Origin of the sequence: Sphingomonas sp. (assembly GCF_036388435.1) — a bacterium.
Lineage (GTDB): Bacteria > Pseudomonadota > Alphaproteobacteria > Sphingomonadales > Sphingomonadaceae > Sphingomonas.
In genome coordinates this window covers 13,035-27,073 of the sequence record NZ_DASVRV010000010.1, presented here as the reverse complement: position 1 = coordinate 27,073, position 14,039 = coordinate 13,035, and the positions used below count along the sequence as shown (strand labels likewise).

The window sequence follows — 14,039 nt, the reverse complement described above, 5'->3', positions numbered from 1 at the left end:
CACTTCCTTCCCTGGACAGGGAGGGGCTGGGGGTGGGTGGACGGAATGCGCGGTACCTGGTCACCGCCGATCCACGGGCGGAGGGTGGAACTTGCCGAACCCACGGTTTCACGTCCACCCACCCCCGACCCCTTCCTGTCCGGGGAAGGGAGAAGACGCGCACTCACTTGGCCCACCCCTTGCATCCGGTTCCCCGATGCCAGCGCTCGCCCAATTCCTCGACCTCACCGCGCTTGCCCTGGTCCTGGGCGGCACGGTGCTCGCATCGGTGCTGCGAACGCCGCGCGCCGCGCTGTGCCGGGCGATCGCTGCCCTGCGCACCCTCGCGCGCGCGCCCTTCGACGCCGCGCCGCTCCTCGACCAGATCGCCGCGCAGGGCCGCATCGCCCGGCGTCACGGCGTTCTCGCCCTCGACCGGTCGGTGATCGCCGACCCGGACGTGGCCGCCGCGCTCGCCGCGATCGTCGACGGCGTCGATGCGGCGAGCGTCACCCTTCTCCTCACGGAACGCCGCCGGGCGCGGGTCGAACGGCATCTCGGCGCCGCCGAATGCTGGGCCCAGGCCGCCGAGGCCGCCCCCGCCATGGGCATGATCGGTACGCTGATCGGTCTGGCGCGGATGTTCCAGGCGATGGACGATCCCGCCGCGATCAGCGGCGCGATGGCGGTGGCGCTGCTCGCCACGCTCTATGGCGCGCTCCTCGCCAATCTCGTCGCCGGCCCCGTCGCCGCCCGCCTGCGCGCCGCCGCACGGGTAGAGGCGTTCGAGCGCACCCGGCTGCAGGCCCCGCTCGCCGCGCTCGCCGCGCGCGAGGCGCCCGCGCGCACCCTGGCGAGCGTCGCGTGACCGACTTTCCCGCCTTCGTGCCGCCGCGCCCGGTCTGGCTGATGACGCTGGCCGATCTCGCCTTGCTGCTGATCGGTTTCCTGGTGCTGATCCACGCCACCGCGCCGCCGAAGCGCGACGCGCTCACGCAGGGCCTGCGCGAAGCGTTCGGCGCGCAGGCAGCGCCGCCCATCCCGCTCGCCTCGACCGCGATCGGGTTCGCTCCCGGCTCGGCCGCGCCGGGCGACCCGCGCGCGCTGGTCGGCTGGGCGACCGACGCCGCCCGCGATCCGCGGGTCGGCTTCACCGTCACCGGCGCGACCGACGGCACCGCCCGCGATGTCGACGCCGCGACCGGCAGCGCCGCCCTGCTCGCCGCCGACCGCGCGCGCGCCGCCGCGGTGCTGCTCGCGCCGCTGGTCGGCCCCGCGCGGCTGCGCATCGCCACCGATCCCCTGCCCGGCGGCCGCACCGCGACCGCGACGCTCGCCTTTGTCGGCGAGCGGCCATGATGGAGTTCCTGATGATCCGAGCCGTCCCGCTCCTGCTGCTCGCCGCGCCCTTGGCGGCGGCCGGCTTCCAGAACACCGCCACGCTCGACCGCGCGGTCGCGGGCTTCACCGGGCACGGCGCGGGCGAGGAGGGCGGTGCGCGCACCCCCGTCGATCCGCGTCTCAGACTGGCGACCTGTCCGATGGTCGCTTTGTCGTGGCGCACCCCCGCCCAGGACGCGGTGGTGGTCGCCTGTTCGGGCCCCGACTGGCGCATCTTCGTACCCGTGAAGCGATCCGTGCCGGTGACGGGAGCCGCCCGGGTCGTCGAACGACCGACGGTCGCCGGCCGCGCGGATGCCCGGCCGATGCCGGTCATCCGGCGGGGCGACCCCGTCGTGATCGAAGCGGGCTCGCCCGGCTTTTCGATCGCGCGCGAGGGCATCGCCATGGCCGACGCCGCCCCGGGGGCACGCTTCCTGGTCCGCGTCGCCGACACCCGCGCGCCCGTCCAGGCGGTCGCGGTGGAGCCCGGCCGGGCGACCCTGCCGGGCTGGGCCGATTGACCGATTTAAGTTTGGGCCGTTCCTGCCGTTTCCCCATGGGTCAGCGTCGAACCAGAGGGGGCGGACATGGTGGATTCGGTGGGCGGCAAGCCCTTCACGGTCGGGGAACGAAGCATCGGGCGCATCGAACGCGTGGGCGTGGCCCGAGCGATCGAAACGCCCAAGCGCGCCGTGCCCGATGCCGGGCTCGCGGCGCCGACGACCGGTCTGCGCCAGGTCGCCCGCGATCTGGCGAGCGCGCCGCCGGTGGATGCCGACCGCGTGTCGCGGATCCGCCAGGCGATCGCCAACGGCACCTTCCCGATTTCGCCGGCGACGGTCGCCGACCGACTGCTCGCGTTCAAGCTGAACTGGAACGGCAATGACCAGGCGTGATGCCCTGTTGCAGGTGATCGATGCGCTCCACGACGAGATCGCGGCGCTCAAGGTCAACGATGTCCACGCGCTCGAACGCGCCACCGCGACCAAGCTCGCCGGGATCGAGGCGATCGCCGCCGCCGGCACCGGCCCCGCCGGCTCCGAGCTGCGCGAACTCGCCGACGAGGCGAACCGTTTGAACGAGACGTGCCGGATCTATGTGAACCTGATGGCGGCAAATGTCCGCCGCCGCCTGCAAACGCTGACCGGCGATGCGGGCTCGGGCTACCGTCCGCTGGTCAGCGCCTACGCCTGAGCGCGGCTGTTGGCACGGCCCTTGCTGATGTTCCGTCAGCATGACCGTCAACGCCATCACCGCCAACCGCGTCCAGTCCGCCATCGCGCTTGCGAGCAGCCGGACGGGGATCGACTTCGATTATCTGCTCGGCCAGGCCAAGCTGGAATCGGGGCTCGACCCCAGCGCGCGCGCGGGTACCTCGTCCGCGACCGGCCTGTACCAGTTCATCGAACAAAGCTGGCTCGCCGTCGTCAAGAAGCATGGGAGCGAGCACGGCCTCGGCTGGGCCGCCGACAGCATAGGCCGCGGTGCCAATGGCCGGTTGGGCGTGAGCGACCCCGGCACGCGCCAGGCGATCCTGGCCTTGCGCAACGATCCCGCCGCCGCCTCGCTGATGGCCGCCGAACATGCCGGCGACAACAAGGCCTCGCTGGAGGGCAAGCTCGGCCGCGCCGCCACCGGCACCGACCTGTATATGGCCCATTTCCTGGGGCTCGGCGGCGCGTCGAAATTCCTGTCGAAGATGCAGAGCGACCCGGACGCCAACGGCGCGGCGCTGTTTCCGTCCGCCGCGCGCGCCAACCGGAACGTCTTCTACGACCGCGCGGGTAGCCCCCGCTCGCTCACCCAGATCTACGAACGCTTCGCCGCCAAGCTCGACGGCGGCGCGGCGGGCGCGAGCGGGACGCTTCCGGCCGTCGGCTATGCCGCCCAGGCGCTCGACCTGGACGGCGGCACCGTCGTGACGGGGGCGGAAAGCACGACCGACGCGCTCGCCTGGGCCGACGCGACGCTCGGCCGCTTCGGCCGGCCCCGCGCCCCCGCCGCTGCCAGCCTGATGCGCCCCACCCCCGACACCGCGCGCCTCGCCTATATGATGCTCGCGAGCATGGGAGCCTAAGCGCATGCTGGCGAAATTCCTGCCCGGCGCGCGCGGCGCGGTCCTGCCGCTCGCGATTCTGCTCCTCGTCGTCATCATGGTCGTGCCGATCCCGGCGGCTTTGCTCGACATCTTCTTCGTCACCAACATCGCGATCAGCCTCGCGGTGCTGATGGTGGCGCTGAACGCGCGCAAGCCGCTCGACTTCTCCGCCTTTCCGACGGTGCTGCTGTTCACCACGCTGTTCCGGCTCGGCCTGAACGTCGCCTCCACCCGCATCGTGCTGGTGCACGGGCATGAGGGCGAGGCGGCGGCGGGCCATGTGATCGAGGCGTTCGGAAATTTCCTGATCGGCGGCGACTATGTCGTCGGCATCTTCGTCTTCGCGATCCTGATGATCATCAACCTGATCGTCGTCACCAAGGGCGCCGGTCGCGTGTCGGAGGTTTCCGCGCGCTTCACCCTGGACGCGCTGCCCGGCAAACAGATGGCGATCGACGCCGATCTGAACGCCGGCCTCCTCACCCCCGACGAGGCCAAGGCACGCCGCGTCGAGGTGACGACCGAAGCCGATTTCTACGGATCGATGGACGGTTCGTCCAAGTTCGTGAAAGGCGACGCCGTCGCCGCGATGCTGATCCTCGCCGCCAACGTCATCGGCGGCCTGATCCTGGGTCCGGTCAGCCACGGCCTGACGATCGCCGAGGCGGCGCGCGCCTATATCCTGCTCGCGATCGGCGACGCGCTGGTCGCGCAGCTCCCCGCGCTGATGCTGTCGATCGCCGCCGCCGCGATCGTGACGCGCGTGTCGTCGGACAAGGATCTGGCCGGCCAGATCGGCAGCCAGTTCGGCTCGCCGCGCACCTGGACGCCCGTCGCCGGCATCCTGACGCTGCTCGGCGTCATGCCCGGCATGCCCCACCTGCTGCTGCTGTCGGGCGCGGCCGTCGCCGGCTTCGCCGCCTGGAAGCTGCACCAGATCGAGCGTCGCCCGCCTCCGCCGGCCCCGGTCGCGGCCGTCGAACCTGCCGACCAGTCGCGCATCGGCTATGAGGACGTGTCCGACGGGATGCTGGTGCGGCTCGATATCGGCTATGGCCTGGTGCCGCTGGTCGATGAGCGGAAAGGTGCCCCCCTGATGGGCCGCATCACCGGCGTCCGGCGTCAATTGTCCAAGGAACTCGGCTTTGTCGTGCCGCAGGTGCGCGTCGTCGACGACATCAACCTCGCCCCCTACACCTACCGCCTCGTCGTCGGCGGCGTCGTCGTCGGCGAGGACCAGGTATCCCCCGACGAGATGCTGGCGCTCGACACCGGCCAGGCGGTCGGCTCGCTCCGGGGCAAGACCGCCAAGGACCCGACCTTCGGACTCGACGCGACGTGGATCGCGCCGGGCGATGCCGACGCCGCGACCGGCGCGGGCTTTCTGGTCGTGGATCCGGGCACGGTGGTGGCGACGCACCTCAACCACGCGCTCGGCCAGAACGCCGCCGACCTGCTCGGTCCCGACGAGGTCCAGGCGCTGCTCGACGGCCTGAAGGAGCGCAACCCGCAGGTCGTGGCGTCGCTGACGCCCCAGCCACTCGCCCTCACCACGCTGACCCAGATCCTGCGCGGGCTGCTGGCCGAGGGGATCTCGCTCCGGGAATTCCGCCGCATCGCGTCGGCGATCAGCATCGCCGCGCAGAAAAGCCCGCACGCAGAGGATATCGTCGAGCTGATCCGCCCCGATCTCGGCTCGCTGATCGTCCAGAAACTGTGCGGCGTGCGCGAGCCGCTGCGCGTCATGACGCTGGAAGGTCAGCTCGAAGGGCTGCTCGGCCAGGCGGCGCGCGCCGACACGTCGGGTCGCCATGTGATCGAGCCCGATCTGGGCCGCCGCATCGTCGACGCGATCACGCGCGCGGCGCAGCCGCTGATCGCCGAGGCCAAGCCCTTCGCGCTCGTGGTCCAGCCCGCGATCCGCATCGCCATCCGCAAACTGGTCAAGACCTGTCTCCCCGACACCCCCGTCCTGTCCTTCTTCGAGGTGCCCGAGGACAAGGCGGTCGAGGTCGTCGCGGTGATCGGCGCCTCCCAACCGGCGCAAGCCGGCCACTTTCAACCCCAGGCCCTGCCCGCATGAGTTTCCACAACCCCGGTTCCTTCGCCGACGCCCAGCCCGTCACCTATCGGCCGAGCAAGGGCGGCGACGCCGCGATCCGCGAGCATCTGCCGCTCGTGCGCCGCCTCGCCTGGCACGTCCACGGCGCGATGAGCACGTCGGTCGACATCGAGGACCTGGTCCAGGTCGGCCTGCTCGCGCTGGTCGAGGCCTTGCGCGGCGCCGAGGTCCGCACCGGACCCGAGTTCAGGCAATATCTCGCCACGCGCCTGCGCGGCGCCATGATCGACGAGTTGCGCCGCCACGCCACCAACAGCCGGGGCGCGATGCGCCGCCGCCGCGACCTCGCGCGCACGATGAGCGAACTCACCGTCGAACTCGGCCGCGCGCCGAGCGAGCGCGAGACCGCCGAGCGGCTGGGCGTCACCCCGGACAAGCTGCGCACCGACTATCTGACGGCCGAGGCGGTCAGGATCGAGTCGATCGACGAGGTCTATGCCGACGACCTGCCCTGGTTCGCCAGCGGCGAACCCGACGCGTTCGAGGCGCTAGCGGACGGCCGCGAGCGCGACGCGCTGATCGCGGCGATCGCGGCCCTCCCCGAACGCGAGGCGCTGGTGATCCAGCTCTACCATGTCGAGGAATTGAACCTGGAGGAGATCGGCCAGACATTGGGCGTCGGCGCCGCGCGCGTCTGCCAGATCAAGAAGTCGGCGCACGACCGGCTCCGGGCCGCGCTCTCCACCTAACCGCGCGGGCGATTTCCGACCCGATCCCGCCGCGTTCACGGGCGGTGCGAGATCGCGCGCGCCCAGACCGGCGGCGCTTCGCCACCTGCGACGAATCTACGCCCGCGCAGTCGGTGTTCTCCTCGCCTGCCCGGGCGATCGGCGAACGATCGTGCGACGGCGGAGACCGTGTCGGTCGTGCACCCGACCCGTCCGGGCCGGCGCCTCCCGCCCCATGCGAAGAACCCCGGCGGCTCGGTACGAGCCGCCGGGGTTCTCTTGACCGTCGCCCGAAGGCTGGGCCCGCCGACCCGGCGCCGCCACCAGTTCGGGGGCGGTGCCGGCGCCTCGCGGCGTGGGATCAGCCCAGGAGCTTCAGGACGCTCTGCTGGCTCTGGTTCGCCTGGGCGAGCATCGCGGTCGAGGCCTGGCTCAGGATCTGCGACTTGGCGAGCATCGCGGTCTCCGTCGAATAATCGGTGTCCTCGATGCGGCTGCGCGCGTCGGTCAGGTTGGTCGAGTTGGAGGTCAGGTTGTTGACCACCGAGTTGAGGCGGTTCTGCGACGCGCCCAGCGTTGCGCGCGCCTTGTTCACCGCGGCCAGGCCGGCATCGACGTTGGTGAGCGTGGTGCCGGACTTGGTCGTGTCCGTCACGTCCAGGCCGGTGGCGCTCAGGTTGGTCGCGTCCACCTGGACCTTGGGGATCGTCACCGTGTTGGCGGACTGCGGCCCGACCTGAATGTCGAAATTGTCGGCCGTCACGGTCGCTACCGCCGTCTTGTTGAACAGCCCCACGCCGTTGAACTTGGTGTCGGTCAGGATCGAGTCGATCTGGCTCGTGAGCTCCGTCACCTCGAGCTGCATGTTGGTGCGGTCGGCGGCGTCATAGGTTTCGCTCTTGGACTGGATGGCCAGCTCCCGGACGCGCTGCAGCATGTTGGACACTTCGCCCAGCGCGCCTTCGGCGGTCTGCGCCAGGCTGATGCCGTCATTCGCGTTGCGGATCGCCTGACCCATGCCGCGGATCTGCGCGGTCATCGAGGACGCGATGGCGAGGCCCGCCGCATCGTCTTTGGCGGAGTTGATGCGCTTGCCGGTCGACAGACGCTCCATCGCGGTCTGCAGCCCCATATTGGCGGTGCGCGACGCGTTGGCGGCGCGGGTGGCGGCGGTGTTGGTTCCGATAACGGTCATGTGAAATCTCCATCTGCAACGGCGCTCCCCGCCCGCCCCCAATCAGCGGGGGGCCGAGCCGCCAAGTGGGAAAACGGCCGAACGCCGCGAAGCTTTAGGGGCGAAATCGGGGAATTCGCCTCGCGCGCGCGGGACACGCGCATGCGGGGGCCGCGTGCCCGGAAAATATCTGCCGCTGCCGGCCAGGATTTACCCTCCGTTTACCAGCGTCGGTGCATTCGAGGGTCGTCACAGGGGGTTTTCCACCATGCGTTCGCTGTTCCCGTCCGCCGCCATCACGGCGCGCCGCTATCCGCTCCTGTCCGCGCTGCGCACCGCCGGGTTCGCGCTGGGCAGCTTCGAGAAGGCGCAGCCCAAAGGGGGCGACCTGTTCCTGATCGCCGAGGGCGAGGTGCCGCCATTGGCCGCGCGCACGGTGATCATCGGCGAGGGCGCCCCGTCGATCCGTCCCGCGCGCGACGGTGCGCCCGCGCGCGTCACCTATTCCGCCGACGCCGCCGAGATCGGCAACGCTTTCGTCCGCGCGCTGGTCGCCGGACCCGAGACCCCGACCGCCGCCGATCCGGAAAGCCTGGCGCTGTTCGCGCTGGCCGAACGGGTCGCGGCCGCCGATATCACCGTGTTGATCAACGGCCCGACCGGCACCGGCAAGGAAGTGATGGCCCGCGCGATCCACAACGGGTCGTCGCGCCGGAACGGGCCCTTTGTCGCGATCAACTGCGCCGCGCTGCCCGAGGCGATGCTGGAGGCGATGCTGTTCGGTCACCAGAAGGGCGCGTTCACCGGCGCGAGCTCGGGCGGCGAAGGCTTTTTCCGCGCGGCGGACGGCGGCACGCTGCTGCTCGACGAGATCGCCGAGATGCCGGTCACGCTTCAGGCCAAGCTGCTGCGCGCGTTGCAGGAACGCGAGGTGGTGCCGCTCGGCGCGGTGACCCCCGTCCCCATCGACGTGCGGGTCGTCGCCTGCGCCAACCGCGACCTCCAGGCCGAAGTCGCGGCGGGGCGGTTCCGCGCCGATCTCTATTACCGGCTGTCGGTGTTCCCGCTGACGACCAAGCCGCTCGCAGAGCGTCCGGCCGACATCCCCGCGCTCGCCGCGACGATGATCCTGCGCCATGCCGGCAATCGCGATGTCGTGCCCTGGCCGACCGGCGACGCGATCGAGCTGCTGCGCGATCATGACTGGCCCGGCAATGTCCGCGAGCTGGAGAACGTCATCCAGCGCGCATTGCTCTTCGCGGGCGGCGACCGGATCGATGCGTCGCACATCCTGTTCGACCGGCCGGCCGCCGGATCGGCATCGCCGAACCAGCGGTCCGACGAATCCTCCACCCTGGGCCAGGTCGTCCAGATGAGCGAATTCGCCGCGATCCGCGACACGCTCGCCGCGTGCAACGGCAGCCGGATCGAGACCGCGCGCCGGCTGGGCATTTCGGAACGCACGCTCCGCTACCGTCTGGCCAAGGCGCGCGAACAGGGTGAAGATATCGGGTCGGGCCATGTCCGGGCGGGTGCGGCATGACCGCGATCACGGGACCCATGGGCGTCGACCGGGTGATGGCGCTCCGCGCGCAGATCCTGGAGCGCAACGCCGCCCTGTCGCGGGCGGGCGCGTCCGCCGCCGCCACACCCGCCGCGACCGAACCGACGAGCTTCGCGAGCACCTTCGACCAGGCGATCAAGGGCGTCAACGAGGGGCAGCAGCGCGCCTCCGCTCTGTCCGAATCCTATGAACGCGGCGAAACGGTCGACATCGCCAAGGTGATGCTCGCCCGCCAGGAAGCCTCGGTCGGGTTCGAGGCGACGTTGCAGGTCAGGAACAAGCTGCTGGCCGCGTACAAGGACATCATGAGCATGCCGGTCTGACATGGCGAACGCGCTCACCCCCCTTTCGCCGGCCGCCGTTCCCGAACGGTTCGCCAACCCCTTGCAACAGCTGCGTGGGCTGATGGCGCAACCCGCCGTCCGTCGCGCCGGCCCCGCCGCGCTCGCGGTCGGGCTGGTCGGCGCGGCCGCGCTCGCCTGGGCGACGCTGTCGACCCCGCCGCAAAAGACGCTGTTCCCGTCGCTGCCCGACGCCGACAAGGCCGCCGTCACCGCCGCGCTCGACCAGGCGAACATCCCCGCCGCGATCGACGACGCCACCGGCGCGCTGACCGTACCCGAGGACGATTACAGCCGCGCGCGCATTCTGCTGGCGGGCCAGGGCCTGCCCAAGGCGGCGCCCGGCGGCTATGCGATCCTCGACCAGCTGCCGATGGGCGTCAGCCGCGCGGTGGAGGGCGAACGCCTGCGCCAGGCGCGCGAGACGGAGCTCGCCCGCTCCATCCAGGAGATCGACGCCGTCGCCGAGGCGCGCGTCCACCTGGCGATGGCGGAGGCCAGCGTATTCGTGCGCGACACGGCCAAGCCGTCCGCCTCCGTCATCGTCAAGCTCCAGGCGGGCCGGGCGCTGTCGGACGCGCAGATCAATTCGATCGTCAACCTCGTCGCCTCCTCGGTGCCCGGCATGAAGCCCGATGACGTCACGGTGGTCGACCAGCTCGGCGGGCTGCTGTCCAAGTCGGGCGGCGTCAACGCCAATGCCGGCGGCGACCAGCGGATCGAGTTTCAGCGCCGCGTCGAGGACAAATATCGCCAGCAGCTCCAGCAGTTGCTGACGCCCCTGGTCGGCGCCGGCAACTTCACCGCGGAAATCCAGGCCGTCGTCGACCTCGACGAGACCCAGGCGACGCGCGAAAGCTATGAAAAGCAGGGCGCGTTGCGCGCCGAGACGGGCAACTGGACCGGCAACCAGCAGACGACGACCGCGCCCGGCGGCATTCCGGGCGCGCTGTCGAACACCCCGCCCCCCGCCAGCACGCTCCAGGCGCCCCAGCCCGCGACCGGCGTTCCCACGCCCCAGGCCGTCGCGGGCGGTCCGGCCCCCGACCCGATGAAGCAGTCCGACGCCTATCAGCGCGCCTACGACCTCGACCGCTCGGTTTCCGTCACGCGCGCCGCGCCCGGCGGGGTGAAGCGGCTGTCGGTCGCGGTGCTGCTGCGCGACCCCGAAAAGGGCCGCCGCACCGGCGCGGAGATCGCCCAGATCAGCGACCTGGTGAAGAGCGCGGTCGGCTTCGACGCCGGGCGCAACGACAATGTCACCGTGATCAGCCGCAAGTTCGCCGCCGCCAACACCATCGACGAGGCCGCGCCCTGGTATGACGCGGCCTGGTTCCCGATGGTCGCGCGCAACCTGACGGCGATCGTCATCGCGCTGCTCGTGCTCCTGCTCGGCGTCCGCCCGCTGGCCCGCGCGCTGATGAAGACACGCGCCGACGCGACCCCCGGCATCGAAGCCGCCCCGGCGATCGGCGCGGACGAGGACGGCACACCCGGCCTCTCCGTCCAGCCGCCGGTCGGGCTCGACCAGATCGACGCCAGCCGCAATTTCGACGACCGCATCGGCGCGGTGCGCGGCTTCACCCGCGACAATCCCGCCCGTGCGGCCCTGGCGGTACGCGACATGATCAAGGCGGAAGCCAAGTCGTGAGCGTTCCCGCCCCCATTCCCGCCGCCCGCACCTATACCGGCGTCGAACGCGCCGCCGTGCTGATGATGCTCGTCGGCGAGGCCGAGGCCGCCGCCATCCTCCAGAAGCTCGACCCGGACGAGGTCCGCTCGCTGGGCAGCGCGATGTTCGCGGTCGCCGATGTCTCCGAGCAGGAGGTCGACGACGTGCTCGACGATTTCGTCGGCCGCGCGCGCGACCGCAATTCGATCAGCTTCGACCCGCGCCCCAGGATCGAGGCGGTGATGAACATCGCGCTCGGCCCCGAAAAGGCGAGCAGCGTGCTGGCCCGGATCACCCCGCCCGAGGCGGCGTGCGAGCTGGAACTGCTCGACTGGCTCGACGCGCCCGAGATCGCGGCGATGGTGGAGAAGGAGCATCCGCAGATCGCCGCGGTGCTGATCGCCAATCTCGATCCCGCGGTCGGCGGCCAGGTGCTCGAACGCCTGCCCGACGCGATGCAGCCCGACATCCTCCACCGCATCGCGCGGCTGGGCCCGATCACGCCCGAAGCGGTCGAGACGCTGAAGACGATGCTCGCCAACCGCACCGGATCGGCCGGGCGTTCGGGAGGCGTGTCGCTCGGCGGCGCGCGCGAGGCCGCCAAGATCCTGTCGGGCGCGCGCAAGGCGACCGAGCAGCGCGTCATGCCCAAGCTGTTCAAGCTGGACAAGGACGTTGCCAAGCAGATCGAGGAGGCGATGTTCGTCTTCGAGAACCTGCTCGAACTCGACGACAAGAATCTGGGCACGCTGATCCGCAACGTCGATGGCGAGATACTGACGCGCGCGCTCAAGGGCGTGGACGAGGCCGTCCGTGCCCGCTTCCTGGGCTGCATGTCGGCGCGCGCCGCCGACGGTATCCGCGACGAGATGGAAGCGCGCGGGCCGATGAAGCTGGCCGAGGTGCTCGACGCGCAAAAGGCGATGATCCAGATCGCGCGCAGCCTCGCCAAGGACGGCACCATCCAGATGGGCGCGAGCGAGGACGATTATGTCTGATTTCATTGCGGGCTTCGCCGCGCGTCATGCCGCCCCGCCCGAACGGATCGCGCGGGCCATGGCGCCGGTGCCCGGCTTCGCCCCCAGCGCGCCCGGAAGGCCGGAGCCGGTGCATTTCCGACCACAAGGCGGTCCAAGGCATTTCTCGCCGGCGGACCGGACCAGCAATCCGACCGAGGGCTGGGACCCGCTCGACCCGACGATCGCGGAGGAGCCGGTCGGCATCGATCCCGTCGAGGCCGCGCGCGCCGACGGCTATGCCGAGGGTCTCGCCGCGGCGACCGCGAACGCGTCCGACCTGTTCGCGCGCGATCATGCGCTGCTCGCCGACATCGCCGCGACGCTCGGCGACGCGGGTCGGATCGACCGCGCGGCGATGGCCGACCGCTTGCGCCAGACGGTGATGCTTCTGCTGTCGCGCCTTGTCGGCGAGGTCGGCGTGTCGCCCGATCTTCTGGCCGGGCGCGTCGCCGCCGCCGCCGAACTGCTGGCGGACGCTAGCGAATCGGGGCTGCTGCGCGTCCACCCGGACGACGTCGCCCTGCTCGAGGGCAGGCTGCCCAACACGATCTTCGCGGCGGGCGATGCCGCCCTGACGCGCGGCAGCTTCGTGCTCGAATCCGCGTCGACGATCGTCGAGGATGGGCCGGAACTCTGGCTCGAACAGCTTGCCCGCGCGATCGACCGCGTTCCCGTACCCGCTTCATGCTGACCGATTTCACCGGCAACTATCTGGGAGCGCTGGGCTCCACCGACTTCTCCCCCGCGCCGGTGGTGACGGGCCGCCTCGCCTCGTTCGACGGGCTGCTGATGGAAGCGGTCGGGCTGACGCTGCCGGTCGGCACCGTCTGCCGCATCGGCGGCCCCGGCGAGACCGGGATCGATGCGGAGGTGATCGGTTTTCGGGACGGCCGCACGCTTCTGATGAACCTGGGCGGCCCGGCCGCGCTGCTGCCGCGCGCGCCGGTGCGCCCGATCGGCCCGCCGGGTGAGGCGGAGGTCGGGGCGGCCTTGCTCGGCCGTGTCGTCGACGGGGCGGGCAAGCCGATCGACGGGCTCGGCCCCATCCGCGGCGCCGGGCGCTGGCCGCTGGCGGGCCGCCTGCAATCGCCGCTCGACCGGGGCCGCGTGCTCGAGCCGATGGATGTCGGCGTCCGCGCGATAAACGGCCTGTTGACGCTGGGCCAGGGTCAGCGTGTCGGCATCATGGCGGGGTCGGGCGTCGGCAAGTCGGTGCTGCTGGGCATGATGGTGCGCGCGGCGCAGGCGGACGTGGTCGTCATCGGCCTGATCGGCGAGCGCAGCCGCGAGGTCGCCGACTTCCTGGAGACCAAGGTCGCCGGCGCGGCCCGCGCGCGGTCGGTGGTCGTCGCGGTTCCCGCCAACCATTCCCCCGTGCTCCGCATCCGCGGCGCGTTGCGCGCCACCGCCATCGCCGAAGCCTTTCGCGCGGAAGGCAGGCGCGTGCTGCTGATCATGGACTCGCTCACCCGCGTCGCCCATGCGGGGCGCGAGATCGGGCTGGCGCTGGGCGAGCCAGCCTCGGCGCGCGGCTATCCGCCCTCCGCGATCGCGATGCTCCCCAACCTCATCGAACGCGCGGGAAGCTGTCGGCTCAGCGGCGGGTCGATCACCGCCATCTACACCGTGCTGGCCGACGGTGACGACGGCAACGACCCCGTGGTCGACGCCGCGCGCTCGATCCTCGACGGCCATATCGTGCTCAGCCGCGCGATGGCGGAGCGCGGCGTCTATCCCGCCATCGACATCGGGCCCTCGGTGAGCCGCGTCATGACCGACATCGTCGACCGCCCGCATCAGATGGCGGCGCGGACGCTTCGGCGGCATCTGTCGACCTATGAGGAGAATCGCGACCTGGTGCTGATGGGTGCCTATCGGGCGGGCGCCGATCCCGCGATCGACGCCGCCATCGCCTATCACCCCGCCATCACCGAATTCATCCGCCAGGACGCCGACGAGATCGTGTCGCTGGCCGATGCCACCGCCGAGCTGACGGGCGTGTTCGGCGAGCCCGGCTGA

General features: G+C 71.2%; 15 protein-coding genes. 14 read left to right on the top strand and 1 reads right to left on the bottom strand.

Annotation, left to right across the window (positions count from 1 at the left end):
* Positions 1–196: 196 nt before the first annotated feature.
* The 8 genes from VF592_RS02800 (at position 197) to VF592_RS02765 (ending at position 6,271) form a co-directional block, all read left to right on the top strand.
* Complete coding sequence (locus VF592_RS02800; protein WP_331004081.1) at positions 197–847, top strand: motility protein A; 651 nt, start codon at positions 197–199, stop codon at positions 845–847.
* Positions 844–1,338: a hypothetical protein gene (locus VF592_RS02795; RefSeq protein ID WP_331004080.1), complete on the top strand. Its 495-nt coding sequence runs from the start codon at positions 844–846 to the stop codon at positions 1,336–1,338. The genes VF592_RS02800 and VF592_RS02795 overlap by 4 nt, the downstream gene beginning before the upstream one ends.
* 11 nt (positions 1,339–1,349) lie before the next feature.
* Positions 1,350–1,883 carry a flagella basal body P-ring formation protein FlgA gene (locus VF592_RS02790; protein ID WP_331004079.1) on the top strand — a complete coding sequence of 178 codons (534 nt, stop codon included), beginning with the start codon at positions 1,350–1,352 and terminating at the stop codon, positions 1,881–1,883.
* 66 nt (positions 1,884–1,949) lie between these two features.
* Positions 1,950–2,258, top strand: a complete 309-nt coding sequence (gene flgM, locus VF592_RS02785; RefSeq protein WP_331004078.1) for a flagellar biosynthesis anti-sigma factor FlgM — start codon at positions 1,950–1,952, stop codon at positions 2,256–2,258.
* The gene (locus VF592_RS02780; RefSeq protein ID WP_331004077.1) at positions 2,245–2,556 is read left to right on the top strand and encodes a flagellar protein FlgN; all 312 of its coding nucleotides are present in this window, start codon (positions 2,245–2,247) and stop codon (positions 2,554–2,556) included. The genes flgM and VF592_RS02780 overlap by 14 nt, the downstream gene beginning before the upstream one ends.
* Positions 2,557–2,596: 40 nt before the next feature.
* Entirely contained in the window at positions 2,597–3,439 is an 843-nt protein-coding gene (locus tag VF592_RS02775) for a lytic transglycosylase domain-containing protein (protein WP_331004076.1), read from the top strand.
* Positions 3,440–3,443: 4 nt separating this feature from the next.
* Complete coding sequence (flhA, locus tag VF592_RS02770) at positions 3,444–5,543, top strand: flagellar biosynthesis protein FlhA (protein WP_331004075.1); 2,100 nt, start codon at positions 3,444–3,446, stop codon at positions 5,541–5,543.
* Positions 5,540–6,271: a sigma-70 family RNA polymerase sigma factor gene (locus VF592_RS02765; protein ID WP_331004074.1), complete on the top strand. Its 732-nt coding sequence runs from the start codon at positions 5,540–5,542 to the stop codon at positions 6,269–6,271. The genes flhA and VF592_RS02765 overlap by 4 nt, the downstream gene beginning before the upstream one ends.
* 340 nt (positions 6,272–6,611) lie before the next feature.
* Here the strand turns inward: VF592_RS02765 and VF592_RS02760 are convergent, their stop codons facing one another.
* The gene (locus tag VF592_RS02760) at positions 6,612–7,445 is read right to left on the bottom strand and encodes a flagellin (protein WP_331004073.1); all 834 of its coding nucleotides are present in this window, start codon (positions 7,443–7,445) and stop codon (positions 6,612–6,614) included.
* Positions 7,446–7,692: 247 nt separating this feature from the next.
* Here VF592_RS02760 and VF592_RS02755 point away from each other — a divergent pair, with 247 nt between their 5' ends.
* The 6 genes from VF592_RS02755 to VF592_RS02730 are packed head-to-tail and all read left to right on the top strand — an operon-like array spanning position 7,693 to position 14,039.
* Complete coding sequence (locus VF592_RS02755) at positions 7,693–8,967, top strand: sigma-54 interaction domain-containing protein (protein ID WP_331004072.1); 1,275 nt, start codon at positions 7,693–7,695, stop codon at positions 8,965–8,967.
* Positions 8,964–9,311 (top strand): flagellar hook-basal body complex protein FliE, encoded by a 348-nt coding sequence (fliE, locus tag VF592_RS02750; protein WP_331004071.1) that lies wholly within the window; start codon positions 8,964–8,966, stop codon positions 9,309–9,311. The genes VF592_RS02755 and fliE overlap by 4 nt, the downstream gene beginning before the upstream one ends.
* Position 9,312: 1 nt before the next feature.
* Positions 9,313–10,980 (top strand): flagellar basal-body MS-ring/collar protein FliF, encoded by a 1,668-nt coding sequence (fliF, locus tag VF592_RS02745; protein WP_331004070.1) that lies wholly within the window; start codon positions 9,313–9,315, stop codon positions 10,978–10,980.
* A complete protein-coding gene (gene fliG, locus VF592_RS02740) occupies positions 10,977–11,999 on the top strand; it encodes a flagellar motor switch protein FliG (protein WP_331004069.1) in 1,023 nt (340 codons plus the stop codon). Before fliF ends, fliG begins: the two co-directional genes overlap by 4 nt.
* Positions 11,992–12,711 carry a FliH/SctL family protein gene (locus VF592_RS02735; protein ID WP_331004068.1) on the top strand — a complete coding sequence of 240 codons (720 nt, stop codon included), beginning with the start codon at positions 11,992–11,994 and terminating at the stop codon, positions 12,709–12,711. Before fliG ends, VF592_RS02735 begins: the two co-directional genes overlap by 8 nt.
* Positions 12,705–14,039 carry a FliI/YscN family ATPase gene (locus VF592_RS02730; RefSeq protein WP_331004067.1) on the top strand — a complete coding sequence of 445 codons (1,335 nt, stop codon included), beginning with the start codon at positions 12,705–12,707 and terminating at the stop codon, positions 14,037–14,039. Before VF592_RS02735 ends, VF592_RS02730 begins: the two co-directional genes overlap by 7 nt.

Bases quoted from the DNA above. Each gene is read 5' to 3' on its own strand.
- VF592_RS02800 (WP_331004081.1), top strand. From the start codon at position 197: ATGCCAGCGCTCGCCCAATTCCTCGACCTCACCGCGCTTGCCCTGGTC.
- VF592_RS02790 (WP_331004079.1), top strand. From the start codon at position 1,350: ATGATCCGAGCCGTCCCGCTCCTGCTGCTCGCCGCGCCCTTGGCGGCG.
- flgM (WP_331004078.1), top strand. From the start codon at position 1,950: ATGGTGGATTCGGTGGGCGGCAAGCCCTTCACGGTCGGGGAACGAAGC.
- VF592_RS02780 (WP_331004077.1), top strand. From the start codon at position 2,245: ATGACCAGGCGTGATGCCCTGTTGCAGGTGATCGATGCGCTCCACGAC.
- VF592_RS02775 (WP_331004076.1), top strand. From the start codon at position 2,597: ATGACCGTCAACGCCATCACCGCCAACCGCGTCCAGTCCGCCATCGCG.
- flhA (WP_331004075.1), top strand. From the start codon at position 3,444: ATGCTGGCGAAATTCCTGCCCGGCGCGCGCGGCGCGGTCCTGCCGCTC.
- VF592_RS02765 (WP_331004074.1), top strand. From the start codon at position 5,540: ATGAGTTTCCACAACCCCGGTTCCTTCGCCGACGCCCAGCCCGTCACC.
- VF592_RS02760 (WP_331004073.1), bottom strand. From the start codon at position 7,445: ATGACCGTTATCGGAACCAACACCGCCGCCACCCGCGCCGCCAACGCG.
- VF592_RS02755 (WP_331004072.1), top strand. From the start codon at position 7,693: ATGCGTTCGCTGTTCCCGTCCGCCGCCATCACGGCGCGCCGCTATCCG.
- fliE (WP_331004071.1), top strand. From the start codon at position 8,964: ATGACCGCGATCACGGGACCCATGGGCGTCGACCGGGTGATGGCGCTC.
- fliF (WP_331004070.1), top strand. From the start codon at position 9,313: ATGGCGAACGCGCTCACCCCCCTTTCGCCGGCCGCCGTTCCCGAACGG.
- VF592_RS02735 (WP_331004068.1), top strand. From the start codon at position 11,992: ATGTCTGATTTCATTGCGGGCTTCGCCGCGCGTCATGCCGCCCCGCCC.
- VF592_RS02730 (WP_331004067.1), top strand. From the start codon at position 12,705: ATGCTGACCGATTTCACCGGCAACTATCTGGGAGCGCTGGGCTCCACC.